Source organism: Pseudoalteromonas luteoviolacea S2607 (assembly GCF_001625575.1).
In the GTDB taxonomy this organism is placed as follows: domain Bacteria; phylum Pseudomonadota; class Gammaproteobacteria; order Enterobacterales; family Alteromonadaceae; genus Pseudoalteromonas; species Pseudoalteromonas luteoviolacea_E.
The window spans coordinates 1-17,902 of the sequence record NZ_AUXV01000019.1 but is presented as its reverse complement, the minus strand read 5'-3'; the positions used below and the strand labels follow the sequence as shown (position 1 = coordinate 17,902).

Sequence of the window (17,902 nt, the reverse complement as noted above, 5' to 3'; positions counted from 1 at the left end):
GGATAGTATTAAATTACCAAGCGATATTAAGTCTAGTGCAGCGTGAAGTTTCAATTGAAATTTAGCCTTTTATAAGGAAATACCTTTCTAACCCCCTTTAAGATTAACCAGACATTTTCAATATTTCTCTATAACACCTCCACTTTTACAATGCATCTATGATGCGACATGAATATCTAAACAACTTCGCTCAGCCCTTTAAGAAATGCCATATAAAAGTTATTAATTTCACCACCCTCTATAAAATTAATGGATTAAGAACCAGAGTGGAAAAGCAAAATTCCTCATAAAGAATTTAATATGAAAAACACATCAAAGCTATAATTAGGCTGCTATATGAAGCATTGAATTAATAATAGTTTAGTGAAAACTATTTTGTTTGAGATATATTATATGGAGTTAAAAGGCTCAAAGCATGAAGATCAGGATAATAGATAAAGCATAGGAATGAAGTGTATTCCTATGCTTGTATTTTGTATAAACGGTTAGTTGGTATGGAATACTAGAGCCGGTTTTGTGTTTGCAATCCTGACAGTGTGGTAACTAGTTATCAGTGATGTCAATAATATTGATACCACCCCAACCCCAATAAATAATGTTGGATCGAGGCCTGCTTTGTAGCTAAACTCGCTTAGCCAACGACTTGAAAACATGTAAGCTACAGGCCATGCAATCAAGTTTGCAATCACCAATAGCTTAAAGAAACCAAGATTAAACAGTAAAGTAATATCCCATGCAGAAGCGCCAACGACTTTCCTGACGCTGATCTCTTTTTTCTGATGTTTCGTTGAGTAAGACACAAGGCCAAACACACCAAAACATGAAATTATAGTCGTCACAATAGCAAGTGTAACCATCATTACTCGGTAGCTTTCCCATTGCTCGAAGTCCAGATCCAAATCATCTTCAATAAACGACCTCACAATAGGGTATTGAGGATAAATGCTATTCCAAGTTTGATCTAAATGTGCAAGACCATCGGCGAAGCCTGTTTCAGACAGTTTTACCGAAGCATGTACAAACCCATTTGTTCTCACCATGAATACATATGGCTTAATAGGTCCATGACCAGCAAGCATATGGAAGTCTTCAACAACCCCAACAATCTTGAAGGAGAATGGTAAACGCGAAGGCTGAATGCGTTCAATACTCTGATTTAATGCGTCATTGGCATTCTCGAAGCCTAGCTTTCGCATAGCTAACTCATTGATAATAATGTTAAACTGGTTCGCACCACCTTCTGAACTTGGGTTAACCAAGTCTGAAGGATACTGTCGAGAGAATAAACGGCCAGCTAAAAGCTTTACGTTGTAACTATCAAAGAAGCCATAATCCATATCTAAACGATTTAAAGAAATCGAATTTGTTTCACTTTGTCCCTTTAAAGTGTACGTTCCTACAACGTTATAATCCACTCCAGGAACTTCAGTTGAACCACCTACACTTAACACATCAGGGTGCTTCTCAAGCTCAGCTTGCAGTGTTTTGTAATGCGGTGCAATATCAGTCCAATTGATATTCTTAATAACGACAACATTTTCTTTATCAAACTTTAAGTCCATATTTTTCAAGAAGCTAACTTGGTTGTAAATGATTAGCGTCATAATCACCAAACCAATAGAAACTGCAAACTGCAATACAACGATTGCTTTTCGCACCAACATTGAGCCTTGACCAAACGTCATATTTCCTTTCAAAACATGTGCTGGTTGGAACTTGGACAACATAAATGCTGGGTAAGCACCTGATAATAGGCCCGTAATCAAACATAGCAATGCCAACCACGCAATTTGACCTGCATTATTCAACAGATCTAACGTCATCGATTTTTGCGTAATTGAATTCACTATTGGAAGCAAGTAATAAGAAATCAAGATAGAGAATAACAACGCAAAAAATGAAAGTATGAAGGATTCAATAATAAATTGGGAAAACAAATCGCCGCGACTAGCACCAACCGCTTTTCGAATACCAAGTTCTTTCGCGCGCTCTGCGCCTCTCGCTGTCGCCAAGTTGACCACATTGGCACAGGCCATCAATAAAATAGCCAGTGCTACTGCCGAGATAATATAGATTATTTGCAAGCCTTTGCCATCTTGGGCGTGAAGATTAATACTTGCTACAGGTTTTAACTCAAATTCTACTCTCGTGGAAAGTGACTCAGGTGCATTCATACTAATGAGTTGAGTAATCTCTCTTTCTAGTAGTTGAGGGTCAACGCCCTCTTTTAGTTTCACGTAACTACTTTGGTTTGAATAGTTCCAGTTTATAATACCGTTACCATACATGTTTTTAGCACTTTCCATCGGTGCAAATAGACTGAACTCTAAATGAGAGTTATCAGGTATATCCGCAATGACGCCTGCAACTTGCATTTGATGCTTTCCGTCCAACCAAACCATCTGGTTCAATGCATGGCTATTTGGAAACAATTTATCAGCCATGGTTTCTGTTATAATCACCGAGTTTGGCTGACTAAATGCATTTGTTTCATCACCTTCTAAAAACTCAAGCCCAAAAACATCTACAACGCCAGGATCTGCAAACAGCAACTTCTCATAAAAACGGTTGTTATCAGCTGACACCAGAAAGCTAAAATGCCCAAATCTCGTTGCACTATCAATCTCAGACAAATTAGTTTCCACTAAAGGAACCACCGTGCCGAAAGTATAAGCTGTATGAACCTGATCACCATTTTGAAAACTTCGGTTCATCTCAATTCTGTACATTTGTTCTGAGTCTTGCCAGAAACTATCATACTCAAACTCGTCATTGACATAGAGTCCAACTAATAAGACACACGCCAATGCAATACCTAAACTAACAATGTTAATCAGTGAGTATAACGGGCTATGTACAAGCCGCTTAAGTGAAAATACTATGGTATCTAAAATCATATTTCACCCAACTCAAGACGCGATGCTTTGCTCAAGAGAGCCTGAAACTAACTTACCATCCAGCAACGTCAAAATGTGGTCTGCATATTTAGCATGGTCCTCTGAGTGCGTTACCATGATAATAGATGTTCCGCTCTTATTAATGTCGGAAATCAGTTCCATGATCTCTCTACCTAAATTACTGTCGAGGTTACCGGTTGGCTCATCTGCTACGATTAATTTTGGTTTATTGACTAAAGCCCGCGCAATTGCAACACGCTGCTGCTGACCGCCAGAAAGCTGTCCTGGGTAGTGTTTAATACGATGGTCCATACCTACCTTCTTAAGCATCTCTAACGCCAATTCACGCCTCTCTGATTTCGGTATTTTGTGGTAAAGCAGCGCGACTTCTACATTTTCAAGTACTGACAATTCATCAATCAGATTGAACTCCTGAAATACAACGCCGACATTTTCTTTCCTGATCTTGGCAAGCTGACTTTCCTTATGATTAGCAATGTCCTCACCCATGAATTCATACTGTCCTTCTGATGGTGCATCCAACATGCCAAGGATATTTAACAGTGTCGATTTACCACAACCAGATGGGCCCATTATTGCCATAAACTCTCCTTGTGGAAGAGAAAAGTTGATATCAATCAAAGCCGTTGTTAACACTTCTTCTGTACGATAGTGTTTAGAGATATTTGTTAGTTTTATCATTTGAATACTACATATATATTTGTTTTTAGGTACAAGCACAGATAAGAACCTCACCATTTGCAAACCTGTTGGCTTAGCAAATTGTTCAATTCTTATCTCAAAGCTTGCAGCTCAGTTCGTTTGAATTACTAGTGTTACTCTAGTATTACTTTCTCGGAATTTAGGAAATTTGAATAAGAAGAAGAAATGATTTTTTCATTAACCGCTAATCCAGAAATAACTTCGACATATTTATCGTTTTTACGGCCGAGCTTTACATTCCTTTTAACTGCAGTATTGGTTTCAGGGTCAAGAACAAACACCCATTTACCACCAGTGTCTTGATAATACGCCCCGTTACTCACCATCAAAGATGAAACAGGTTCAGAAAGTTCGAGTTTCACAATGAAGTTCTGGCCACTGGTAATGTCTTCAGGCTGAGGGTCCACAAATGCAAGGTCGACTTTAAAAGTACCATTTACAATTTCTGGATAGACTCTATCAACAGACAATTTATAAGATTTACCTTGATAATCAATGCTGCCTTTTACACCTTCCTTTACCTTGGAGACATAGAATGAACCGACTTCAGCAACAATTTTAAAGCTATCTATTTGATCAATTTTACCTAGGTGTTCGCCACGAGGTTTAGATTCACCCAGCTTGAGATTTAGGGATGTAACTTGTCCGGAAATAGGCGCCTTCACTACTAAATCGTCCAAACTCGAGCGTATGATATTTAGGTGCTCTTTTAGTCTGCGTTCACTTTCTTGTAGCTGACCAATTTTCTCACCCCTGACACTATCTTCACTTTTTTGTTCTTCTCTGATAATGCCTAACTGGGTAATTTTATAATCCAGCTCTTCTTTTATAGCCGCAACATCATCCGTGCTAACATGGCCTTGATCGATTAATCGCTCATAGTTTTTCAGCTTGCGATTTAGTCGTGTAATATCATACTCAATTTCGTTTCTTTCAGTTTCTAGATTAAGACGTTTACTGTCTATTGAAAGTCGAGTATTCGTATTTATATCCAACTGCTCACTTACTCGTGCTTCTTGCGAATACACTTCTAGCTGGAATGCGGTATTTTTGAATTCAATTATTTTCTGCCCAGCTTCGACAAAATCTCCTTTTTCTACATAAATTTTATCAATTATACCGCCGCGTATAGCATCTAAATAAACCGTATTTAAAGATTCAGCAGCCCCACTTACTGGAGCTACATTTTCAAAGCTACCTTTTATAACTGTGGACGTAGACACCCTATTAGATTTAACGGATGAATAGTCTCCTAAGTTATATTCATTATATACCGCCACGCAAGCACCGAATAAAATAATCGCGCCAACAATCCTAGTAGAAAACTTTTTATAATTAGTTTTCTTTTGAACAACCGTGTCCATACAATAACTACCTCATACTGCAAAATGGAAAAATAAGTACTGCGCCTTTTGAACCTTAGTTTAGAAAATATTGCCGTCACATAGTTAATGTAACGGCTAAAAACAAAATCTAAAGACGCAACCGTCTGATTTTATCTATTAAATTAGAGCTCTAATTCAACTATATTTTCGTTGTGTGAAACACTCTCTTTGACTTCATTTTTTTCAATAATGTTAATACTATCGATCAAGGCTGAAAGCGATTCTACACTACTATATTCAAATATCAACTTAGTCTCTATCTCAAAACCGTACCTTTCCATTAACTTATTAACTACATTTATTGCAAGTAAAGATTGCCCACCTAAAGCAAAGAAATTTGCATTAACGCTAATGCGTTCAACACCCAAAATTTCACTCCAAATATCATGGACAACATGCTCTGTTTCAGTTCTTGGAGCAATATACTCGTCTTGCATTTCTTTAACTTGTAACTGCAGTGCTTTACGATCTATTTTACCGCTTGTGTTGACAGGAATTTCATCAATTACAGCGTATGATTGAGGTATCATATATGCAGGAAGTTGATTAGTTAAAATCTGCTTAATATCAATAAGCAACGACTCTCTATTTACATCATCATTAATTACTAAATATGCGACCAGATATTGACTCGCCCCCGAATTTTCAACCAAGACAACTGCATTTTTAATACCCGAATGAGAATTTAAACAAACTTCGATTTCTGACAACTCTATTCGCAGCCCTCGAAGTTTGACTTGATTATCTTTACGTTCAAGAAACTCTAAAGAACCATCAGGTAACCAACGACAAATATCTCCTGTTTGATACCAAATATCATCTTCACTTTTTACTATTGGATTTGGTATAAAGCTTTTCGCCGTTAATTCAGGGTTATTCAAATACCCTCTTGCGACACCTTCACCACCAACATATAACTCTCCAGGTACACCTATTGGCTGAGGTTCATGCTTCTCGTTTAATATACTGAGCGCAATATCATTGAATGGCACACCAATATTACTGATACCAACTTCTATATCTTGCTTAGAAATTTCTCGTGCTGTCGCGTAAACAGTTACTTCAGCTGGCGCCCAAACATTGAAAAACTTAGGCCTGTTTTCAATATCATCGGCGTACCAATCGCTAAGCATCTTAAATTGTAGCGCTTCACCTGCTAAGTTTACGTTCGTTAACGACAGCTTGTGATCTTTAAGTTCAAAGAGTGACTGCAAGGTATAAAACGCAGAAGGAGTCATAGATAAATGCGTCACTTTCTCCTCAACCAGAAGGTTGTAAAGTGAATGCATGTCTTGAATGAACGCTTTAGGAATAATTACTAGCTGGCCCCCATGTAGTAAACTTCCCCACATTTCCCAACCAGAAACGTCGAAAACATAAGCATGGAAAGCACACCCAATATCTTGCGCTGTTCGCTTCATTGCTTCAGGACACTGTTCAAACAAGCGCGTCATATTGCGATGTTCAATCATAATGCCTTTTGGTGTGCCAGTACTACCTGACGTATAAATGATATTGGACAGCTGCTCTGGAGAAACGGTTATTTCAGGGTTATTATTTGAACAACTTTCGAAAAGTGCATCATTATCTATACAAAGTGTAGCTACACTCTCAAGCTTGATCGCTGCTGCATCCTCTGAGCGGGTCAAAATTACACTCACTTGCGCTTCATCAAGAATGAATTGCATACGTTGTTGCGGAATTTCTGGATCAATCGCTAAGTATGCACCACCTGCTTTCAAAATGGCTAAAATCGCAACATACATTTCGAAAGAGCGGTCCAAACAGATCGCAACCACTTGTTCTGAAGAAACCCCATGATGATCAGTTAAGTAGTGTGCTAAGCGATTAGCCCGATCATTTAATTGACCATATGTAAGAACTTGGCCATTTAATTTTAATGCAATTGCCTCAGGAGATTGCTCAACTGTTCTTTCAAACTGTTGATGCAGACAAAGCTGCGTTTCTGATACAGCTTCACTCTGTGCGTGAATTTCCTCTGCCTGACTCTTAACCGATTCTGAGAATATTTCTTTTAGCTGATTTAGATTCTCTAAGTTTTCGAGGACAAGCGATTCCTCAACTCCAAAGTCAATTAGACATGCGATTTCACTTACACCGGCAGCTGCAATTCTCTCTACTGTAGGAGTACATTTCTCTACAGTGCCAAGTAATGCATTTGAATGATAATAGCGCCTAAATGCGCGTTCAGTGATGGCATTTAACTCATCAGATTGCTCTATATCGCCCGATAAGACTGTATCTGCCGACTCACCTACAAGCCTAGCAATCGCTTGCGGTGAACCCGCTGAAATCACTAAGTATCTTTTGAATGGCTCTTTGACATGCTCATAGATAACTTCTTCGTTATCTGAGATAAATGTGTGTGCCAAAAGCGTCACGGTTCCTGACCCTTTATGGCCCGAACGGCGCCAAGCCTCACGGTAAGCTGCGATTTTCTCAGCAAGATCGTCCAAAGACTGTCCTAATAAGTGCGTTAAAACATTTTGACCTGCTTCACCAGCTCGCACAAACGCATCAACATGACCTGCTGTTGTGGTCCAAATAGGGATCTCTGCTTGGACCGGTAGGGGCCTGATACTAATCTCTTCTACTTTACCTTCATCAACAGGCATTTCTAACACATCACCTTTCCATAGTGCCTTGACTGTTGCTATCCCTTTTTGTAGGTCCTCTCGGCGTTTATCGTAACGCCCAGGTGCCAATGTAAAGTCTTTTGGTGACCACCCAGCTGCAAAGCCAAGTCCAATTCGACCTCCTGAAATATTGTCGATAACAGACCAATCTTCCGCTACTCGGATCGGATTGTGCAGAGGTAAAACACAGCTTCCCGCGCGAATTTTTACTCTCTCTGTCATTCCCGCAATGGCGGCTGCGGTAATGGCTGGATTAGGATACAAGCCACCAAATGCATCGAAGTGTCTCTCTGGTGTCCAAATTGCCTCGAAACCATTTTGGTCAGCAAACTTGGCCCCTTGCTTCAATAGGTCATATTTACCCTCACGACTATCCCCAGCATCACTCGCAAAGTAGAATAAGCTAAAGCTCATTGTTTCATCGCTTTGCTGAACACTCTGCTCACTTGCAATCACTTGCTGATAAACACTGTTCGAAAGACTGTTTGTATCTTGTGCATGCCAATCTAAATATTGCGTTACCTTTTCTTGCTGCGACAACATAGGTAATGTTCTAACAGTTTGAGAAGGCTCTTTGATAATACTTGATAACAAGCATTCAAAGTTATCTGCCATACGCTTTATCGTATCTTCTTTATATAGATCAGTTGCATATTCCCAAACACACTCAATGCCATTTTCTTTCACACGGAAGTATAGTGTTAGGTCATATTTACTAAACGGTGCCGTCAGTGACACACTCTCGAAGGTTTGCAGTTCTTCATCTACATAGTCGCTTCTGCGACCACCCGCCTCTTGGCTTTGATCCATGTAGACCAATTGTATTTGTGCTATTGGCTCATAACTTAAACTACGCTCTGGATTCAATTCATCTACAAGCGTCTCAAATGGTAAATGGGCATTAGAGTAGCATTTAAGTAAGTTCTGTTTGGTTTTGGTTAAAAACTCTGCAAACGATGGATCGCCAGATAGATCGCTGCGTAATACCAGCGTATTGACAAAGAAGCCAATAAGTGGCTCAACTTCTTTTTGCAACCTATTTGCAACTTGGAAGCCGATTATGACGTCATCTTCATTACTGTAACGACCAATAAATGTAGAGAAAGCTGCCTGCATAGTCATATACAAGGTCGTGCTCTGCTCCTGACTTAGTCGATTTAGGCCACCAAGAACTCGGTTATCCAAGTTTTTAATATATTGAGAGCCTCTGTAGCTCTGGTATTTTGGTCGCTTAAAGTCTGTCGGCAGATTATTAACCTCTGGTGCACCTGCAAGGTACTCTTTCCAGAACTTAATTTGATCGGCAAGACCATTTTGCCCTAACCACCGGGCTTGCCAGTCTGCATAATCAAGATACTGTATTGGTAAAGGCGGCAAAGTATGTTCTTCACCTTTTAAGTAGGATAGATAAATCTTACTCATTTCTTGAATGAGGATATTGACCGTCCAGTTATCTGAGCAAATATGATGCTGACTCACTGTCAGTAGATCTCGATGATCACCAAATTTAATCAAGAACGCCCTAACCATCATGCCTTCTTCAAGAGGAATTGGTTGTAGTAAGAACTCGTTGTAAAGCGCTTGAGCGACATCCATTTTCTCATGTTCTGGCAAATGACTAATATCTTGAGTCACTATATCAACATCTAAGTTATCAGTTACTTGCTGGATAGGTTTGCCATCCACATTGACGTAACGCGTTCTTAAGATTGTGTGTCTGTTAACGATTTCAGCTAAAGTTTTCCTAAGTGAGTCAATGCATACGTCTCTAATGAAAATACTAAATGCATTGTTATATGCTGAATGCTTACCTTCTAACTGAGAGATCATCCATAAACGCTGTTGAGATGTGGATAAAGAAGATAACTCCGTCTTACCCGTCGCATAAATTGTCGGTAACACAATTTCATCAGAGCTTACGTTTAGTTTCTTCTCGATATCTTCTGCCTGCTCTTCCACCGATACTAGAGAGAAAATGGTATCTAGCGACATTTCTACTTTAAATGTTTCTCTTATCTCCGTAATAACTCGGATTGACATTAGCGAGTCAACTCCCAAGTTCAACAGGTTGTCGTCTACTTTTAGAGTATCATTTGATAAATACTTCGACCATATCGCCAATAGTTTGCTCTGAACTTCTGTTAAACCTAATTCGTCGCTTATTGCGATGTCACTTTGTGTAATATCTGACACAACATTACTTGGCTGCTCATCAGCCGTATCACTGACACTTGGCGTGGCGCTTGAACTAATTCGTGATAGTTCTTCTGAGTAATAACACGTCTCTGCAAACGGGTATGTAGGCAATGCAATTCTGCAACGTGTTTCACCTTCATAATACTTCTTCCAGTCAATTTCATAACCGTTGCGTTGCAATTGACAAAGGCCATTCAGTAGCATGCCCAATTCTGTATGTGCTTGATGCCTTTTTGCGCCATCGGTAGTCGCAATACATGTAGGTGGAACACTATGTCCGTCATGGTTTTGTGCAATAAGCTGACACAATGAATTGCCAGGGCCCACCTCTAGGAAAATATACTCTTTGCTACTTAACAATGTTTGAGCACAGTCTTTAAACCTTACAGCATGACGAAGGTGCTGTACCCAGTAACTTGGCGACTGTACCTGCTCACCGTCAATCCAATCACCAGTTAAATTAGACAGGTACGGAGTTAGAGGAGCCTTTAGTTCAATACCAGATACAAACTCTTCAAATTCTTCGAGCATTGGGTTTAAATGAGATGAGTGCATTGCATGTGAAGTGTGCAGCAAAGTACAGCTAATTTCATTCGCTTGTAGCGTGCTTTGCAATTGCTCGATAAGCTCAACGTCACCAGAAACAACTATTCTTTGAGAGCCATTTATTGCTGCAATAGAAAGCTCGTCGCTTAAATAGCTTTGTAAAGTTTCTTCATTGGTCGCAACAGCAAGCATTGAACCTTCCTGCATGCCCGCCACTAATTGGCCGCGTTTCGTAACAATGGCCAATGCATCTTCATAGCTCAAGACACCCGAAACACAGGCTGCCACGTATTCACCCAAGCTATGCCCTAGGTAAGTATCTGCTATACACCCCCAATGTGACAATAGCTCGACTAGCGCGTATTCGAATATAAAAAGAATAGGTTGAACATACTCAGTCGCTACAAGCTCGCTGGCTGAATAGTCGTCCTCTGGATAGAGTATATGATTTAACGCAACGCCAGTGATATTTTCGTAATGCGTAAAACCTCTAAGCATCGCATCTTTAAATACTTGTTCACTATCAAATAACTCACGACCCATGTTTACATATTGGGCGCCTTGTCCTGGAAATAAGAAGCAGAGCTTGTTTATTGTAAGAGGATCTGTGCGAGTATGCTTACTTTTGCCTTCCAGTTGAGTCATTAGATCTTCGATACTCTCAACGACAAAGTTAGCCTTAACTTTTAAATTTCTCCTACCCAAATGCAGTGTATAAGCGATATCTGCTAGGTTTGCATTGGCATTGGTTCGTAAAAACTGGAGCAGGTTGTTTTCAATCCCTGATAGCGCCGATTCGGTATTAGCAGATAATGAAATTAAATGTTTGCGTCTTGATGGACCTGAATATGCCTTTTCTTGATGTTCTTCGAAAATGACGTGGGCATTGCTGCCTCCTAAACCAAACGAACTCACACCTGCACGCAAAGGTTCTTCTTCTGAACCAGTCCAAGTTTTACGAGCACCATTTACATAAAACGGGCTATTTTCAATATTAAGTAGTGGATTGGCATGTGTATAATTCAAGCTTGCTGGTAGTGTATTATGCTGCATAGCTAAGATAGCTTTGATAGCGCCAGCAACACCAGCTGCTTCGCCCACATGACCTATATTCGATTTTACCGAGCCGAGCGCAATACTACTTTCATTGACATCAGCAAAGACTTGTTTTAATGCGGAGATTTCAATCGGGTCCCCTAATTTTGTCGCTGTGCCGTGTGTTTCTATGTACTTAATCGATTCAGGTTCAACTTCAGCTCTTTGAAGTGCATCGCCAATTACTTGTGCTTGCCCTTCCACACTTGGGGCTGTGAAGCCGACCTTGTTTTCCCCATCATTATTAATGGCGGAGCCTTTGATAATAGCAAGAATATTGTCGTTATCTTCTAGCGCGTCATCTAAACGTTTAAGAACTAATACACCACAACCTTCACCCGGAACGGTGCCCTTCGCAAGCGCATCAAATGGACGACACACACCGTCAGGCGATAAAATCATATCCTCTTGATATAAATAACCTTGATTAGCTAATGCACCAATGTATACCCCGCCAGCTAATGCAATGTCACATTCGCCGATGTTTAAGCCTTGGCATGCTAAGTGAATATTAACGAGAGAAGTAGCACATGTTGCATTGTTAGAGATTGCAGGACCAGTTAGATTCAGTTTATGTGAAACGCGAGAACATAAATACCCAGACTCATTGACACTCGCAAGTGCATAGCCATCAGCCATTGAGCCGCCTTTTAGACTTTCATTTACTTTACGCAGCCAACGCATGTTACTGCTCGCACCGCCATATAAGCCAATTTGTCCGTTGTATTTTTCGCTCGTATAACCCGCTGTTTCTAATGCTTCCCAAACAACCTCATGGAACACACTAAACTGCGGATCCATGTACTTTGCCTCTCCCGCACTGTAACCAAACAACTCCGCATCGAAAAACTTTTTTCTGTCAATAAAACCTGAGCGTTTTACATAATTATCTCTAGAGATAATGCTCTTGTCTAAACCCTGCTCAACTAATTCACTTTCTTCAAGCTCTCTAATGCCCTCTGCACCTGCATTTAACAACCGCCAGTATTGTTCTGTATTTTGTGCAGAAGGAAACCTTCCAGCCATTCCTATGACGGCAATTTCTAATCCATTATAAGCTTTCATATATGAGTACCACTTCTATTTAAACGTTATTCTTATTCAGTTTTTTTCTAGCCAACATGATTCTATTTTTCGCGCCGCTTAGATTTCTTTTCTCAACTTTCTTGGGAGTTGCTTTTTTTACAAATTGACTGAGCTGCCTAATACTTGGGTATTGGAATAAGTCAGCGATTTGAAGAGAAGCATTGAGACGATTATTGATTTCTTTACACACAGAAATTGTATTGAGTGAGTTTCCACCCACTTCAAAAAAATTATCGTCAATACTTATTTCACTGTGCTGAAGCCCAAGCTCCTTACTCCAGACCTCAAGAATGGTAAGTTCTACATCATCTTTTGCTGCAACGCGCTTTCTGTTTGATACCGGTTTTGCCATCAACGCTAAGCGATCCACTTTACCGTTTGCTGATAACGGAAAGGACTCAACAACTGAAATGGCATTAGGAACCATGTATGAAGGTAAAGTGCGTGAAAGAGATTGTCGCAAGGAGCTAATGAACTCAAGTTCATTGTCAATAGATTGATTTACTTCCACAAAGGCGCACAATGTTTGATTGTCTGAATTCTCCTTTACAATGACCACAGCGTCGGAGATGGCATCAAAGCTTCTTAATCTCGCTTCAATTTCGCCTAGCTCTATGCGCATTCCTCTGAGCTTAACCTGATTGTCTAGACGTCCCAAAAACTCAACGGTTCCATCACTTAACCATCTCGCTAAGTCTCCCGTACGATATGCCCTGCGCTTAACGCCCATCAAATCTAGTGTGACAAATCGATCTGCGGTGAGCTCGTCTTGTTTCAAGTAGCCCATGCCGACTTGGCATCCTGCTATATAGAGCTCTCCCTCAACGCCCTGAGGAACCAAATTGCCATAATGATCCATTATGTGAAGTTCCATATTGGCTGATGGATAACCTATCGGAACTCGTTTGTCCTGCCTGAGTTTATTGAAATACCAATAAGATACCTCGATCGCGGTCTCTGTTGGACCGTATTGATTCACCAAATCGACATCTTCAAAAGCTGCAATTGCTTGTTGTTGTAATTTGTAACTAAGCGCTTCACCACTGGTCATCAACAAACGCAGTGACTTTATATGCGCTGTTTCTGCATGATTCAAAAATAACTGCAGCATTGAGGGAACAAAATGAATGATCGTAATATTTTGGCTAATTATTAGATCAGCCAGATATTTAGGATCAGTTTGACCGCCAGGTTTGGCCAAAACGAGTTGGCCTCCCGATGTCAATGGCCATAGGATCTCTCCTAATGACACATCAAAACTCATTTGTGTTTTTTGTAGGATTTTATCTTCAGGCTGCATGTTAAACTGATGCTGCAATGTATGTAGTCGATTAACTAAGCCAGCGTGACTATTGAGCGTACCTTTTGGCCTACCCGTTGACCCAGAAGTATAGAATGCGTAAGCAAGATCGGATGGTTTTATACCAGTTTCAGAGCATGGGATGTCATCGTCAGCGTAATCATTGAACAGCTCACTTTCCCCTTCAGCAAGTTGTGCATCAAACTCATCAAGAAACAATACTTGACCATTAAAGTTGTCGGATACAAATTCTATATTTTTGTGAGTTAGGATTAGCTTTGTCTCTGAATCGCTGATCATATAGCTCAAGCGTTCTTTTGGTAAGCTAGGCTCCAGCGGTAAGTAAGCAGCGCCTGCTTTGAATACAGCAAGCATACCAACGACCATGCCAATGGAGCGTTCTGTGCAAACACCAACCAATGAACCTGGCTGCACTTGCAAATTCTCTTTAAGGTGGCGTGCCAGTTGATTAGCCCGAGCATTAAGCTGCGTAAATGTGAATTCAACGTCAGAATATGAAACTGCAATTCTATTGGGAGTTCGAGCGACTTGCCGCTCAAAGAGCTCATGAATACAAACAGAAGGAGAAAAATCAACAAAGGTATTATTTAGCCCATTAACAAGATGCTCTTGCTCTTGCTCTGAAAGCATCTGAAGTTGTGATGGCGATGTGTCATTTAGAGTGAGATAATGACTTAGTTGTAGTAACACATTGCATAAATGTCTGTTTAATCGCTTTATATACGACTCTTCGAACAGCTTAACATCGTATACCCAATTGATTGCAATACCGTCTTCACTGATATTTATATCAATATCTAAATCAAATTTCGTTTGCGTGCTGTTTATTTCGAATGGCTTAATATCGATGCCGCTTGTAGCTGCCAAATCAAGTAACGAATTGTCGTTAATTCCAAAGTCAGTATTTGTCGTTAACATAACTTGGAATAAAGGACTGTGTGCTGTACTTCGCGGAGCTTTAAGCGCATCAACTAATAGTTCAAATGGCACGTCTTGATTAGATTGCGCCTGTAAATGTACCTCCTTTACATGATCAAAATAATCGCTAATAGTCTCTTTGTTTGTATCTAGTCGAAGAACCAGTGTGTTTACAAAGCAACCTATCAGCGGCTCTAGTTCCATCTGAAGCCTATTTGCTAAAGGCGTACCTATCACGATATCGGCATCATTACTATGACGCGAGAGTATCAATGCTAACGCACCGTGCACCAACATAAACGGAGTCAATTGATGTTGTTTTGCTAGATCAATGAGTTTAGCTGTGGTGCCTGCCTCTATGCGACCTGCTACTTTAGCGCCTTGATATTCTTTTACCTGTGGACGGTCTGAACACAGCGGTAAACTGTGTATAGCAGGTAAGTCATGTAAAGTTTCTTTCCAAAATTCTAACTGCTGACTTATTGCAGATGTTTTTAAAATATTGTGTTGCCAATCAGCATAATCACTATATTGCACTCGCAATTGAGGTAACTGATCTGATTTGCCATCTTGATAAGCGCGATAAAGGCCGAAAAATTCCTTCATGAGAAGCTGCATAGACCACCCATCGGAGGCAATGTGGTGCATGCTCAACACGAGTATTCCTTTAGTATTATCACCTTCCGCCATCTTGAAACAACTCACCCTCAACATCAGATCTTGTTGCAAATTAAATGGCTGAACAACCTCTTCAGAAATCGCTTCTTGTACATTTTCGTCGGATATATCACCCGTAGCGGATGTTAAATCCACTACATTAATCGCAAACTTCACCTCTGACATGGGGATGACATATTGCAACGCATCTTTGCCGCGGTCTCGATATACCGTTCTGAGTACTTGATGACGGTTAATAATGGTTGTAAATACATCGGTAAGAAGCCCAACATCTAGATTCGACGTATATTCCAACGCAACAGAGATATTATATTGTGGTGTGCTGCCCTGTAGTTTATCTATAAACCAAAGCCTATTCTGTGCCGAAGACAAGACTAAATCCTCTCCCCTCGGCTTAGGCTCAATTTTTCTTGAAAGACCCGAGGTAGAAAGTAATTCGATTAATGCATCCTTATTTCCTTTGACCACTTCCCTATCTTCAGGTTTAATTGCTCCCTCAGGGGCACTAGATGTTAATCTGCCATCTTTAACACTAAAATTAATTTTCCGTGATTTAGCGTCAATCAAAAACTTCTTTAATTCTGATTTTGACAATTTCATCAATGTGGTCATTTACCACTCCTTTATTCATGTTTTTCTTATATCTTAATGACACTTTGGCGCTCAGTTAACTATAAAGCCCAATACTATTTGGTGGGAAAAAACTCATAAAACCCCTGTTGCGCAGGGCATATATTGGAGGTAGCACACTGAGACCCCCTTTATACAAAAGATAGAAACCCCTAGTATCGAGCTTAAGCTTTCTAATCTTAACTACCAACAAAAAAACCCAACTTAATAGAATATTAAATAGGATAAACTCAAAAAAATTTAGAATAATAGATGCAAAGCGAGTTATAGATAAGATTAAATCATCTGTGAAGCACTTAAATAAGAAAATATATAAGTGAGCCAATTTTTGACGTGTTGCACTAAGTGAAATACCAAAGGGGTTAGCATAGTCGCGATTTAATATGTTTTTTATTGCTCGAATAGCTATAAACGCCCTTGAAAAAGTAAGCAAGAAACTTTGATAACTTTCAATAATTAGAAGCAATACTCTGCACTTTAAAACACTAGACAAAGAATTAGAACAACCTCTTAAGGTTCGCGCTTTTTCTAGACTTTCGCATTCATCAACTACCGATTGTACAAGTAAACCTTCCAGCACACTGAAAACAAGACATATAAAACATAAAGCATTGACTTTAAATGATATAAAATTCATATATGTAGGCATACTTCCTTGCCCCATAATATAGAAAGCATGTTTTTCTTCTTTTTATTATCTACTGGTATTTTCCGGTATGTGTAACATCCAGAATACGGTTTAGATACAACCTTTTCATTAGAGAGCGTCTGTTGCCCACTCTTGAATCTCATGCCTTTCCTTAACTACTTATTCTTTGTCTAACCATAAAACTAGTTAGCAGGAGAAATTTCCTTTCCGCTAACTAAAGTTCAAAAAATAAAAAAATACATCATAACGTTATGCAATTATAAATTTATACATAACAACTTAAGACTCCTTTAATATTACATTAATAAGGATAATAAAAAAATTAAAACCCATTAATTTTAAGCAATTGGCTCAAAAAAAACCCAATTTCAACCTAAACAAGTATATCAAACATGGATTTATAAGAAGATCGACTTATAACTAAAACCTTCTGACAACGTAAACTTACAATGAACAAAAATAAATCACGAGATGAAAAGTTAAATCAACAACTATCATATCTAGTAAATAGAGCATCAAAGGGAAGGGAAAATCTAAAAAGTTATGATGGCGTTACTATTTACAAGCTTTATTTAGAACAAAAAAACCACAAAAAGCATAGTTTTTATATGGCTTTACCTAGACGAACTCAAAAACATTATAATAAATATACTAAATTGAGGTTACTCTTTATTTTTTGACTCCAAAATCAATACCATAAAACTTATCTTAACAAATAAAAAGTCACTAATAACTTTAGTTTTTGCACCTGAATTTTTGAGGTTATAAAACCATATTTAAAGCGTATAGGAGAAGAACTCACTCTCAAAACTAAAAAAGCCACAGCATACTTATTTATACTGCGGCTTTTCCTAACTTAGTGTTAAAACCAACACTAAGCCAACACAATAATTATGATGAGTTCAGGGCACACTTAACGTTATTACCACTCCTCTTCAACTAGTTGGTGTGCTTGCTCTTGTATAACCTGCATGCTTTGCTGATAGCTTATTTCTACAGCTTGATCACTAATCGTTTGAGACTCGAAAAGATCCTTAACAGACAGCGTATCAATTGCGAATCGCTCCTGTATTTTTGATACCAACCTAGTTAATAACAAAGAGTGGCCACCTAAATCAAAA

General features: G+C 39.3%; 6 protein-coding genes. All 6 read right to left on the bottom strand.

The window, feature by feature from the left end; genetic code table 11:
• Positions 1-485 precede the first annotated feature (485 nt).
• Positions 486-2,897 carry an ABC transporter permease gene (locus N480_RS11265; RefSeq protein ID WP_063372607.1) on the bottom strand — a complete coding sequence of 804 codons (2,412 nt, stop codon included), beginning with the start codon at positions 2,895-2,897 and terminating at the stop codon, positions 486-488.
• Between the two features lie 12 nt (positions 2,898-2,909).
• Complete coding sequence (locus N480_RS11260; protein ID WP_063372606.1) at positions 2,910-3,599, bottom strand: ABC transporter ATP-binding protein; 690 nt, start codon at positions 3,597-3,599, stop codon at positions 2,910-2,912.
• A gap of 134 nt (positions 3,600-3,733) precedes the next feature.
• Positions 3,734-4,984, bottom strand: coding sequence for an efflux RND transporter periplasmic adaptor subunit (locus N480_RS11255; RefSeq protein WP_063372605.1), 1,251 nt, complete (start codon positions 4,982-4,984; stop codon positions 3,734-3,736).
• A gap of 143 nt (positions 4,985-5,127) precedes the next feature.
• The gene (locus N480_RS11250; RefSeq protein ID WP_063372604.1) at positions 5,128-12,564 is read right to left on the bottom strand and encodes a hybrid non-ribosomal peptide synthetase/type I polyketide synthase; all 7,437 of its coding nucleotides are present in this window, start codon (positions 12,562-12,564) and stop codon (positions 5,128-5,130) included.
• A 19-nt stretch (positions 12,565-12,583) separates the two neighbouring features.
• Positions 12,584-16,114, bottom strand: coding sequence for a non-ribosomal peptide synthetase (locus N480_RS11245; protein WP_063372603.1), 3,531 nt, complete (start codon positions 16,112-16,114; stop codon positions 12,584-12,586).
• Between the two features lie 1,589 nt (positions 16,115-17,703).
• On the bottom strand, positions 17,704-17,902 hold a 199-nt coding region (locus N480_RS11235; protein WP_155732824.1), incomplete at its 5' end, for a phosphopantetheine-binding protein.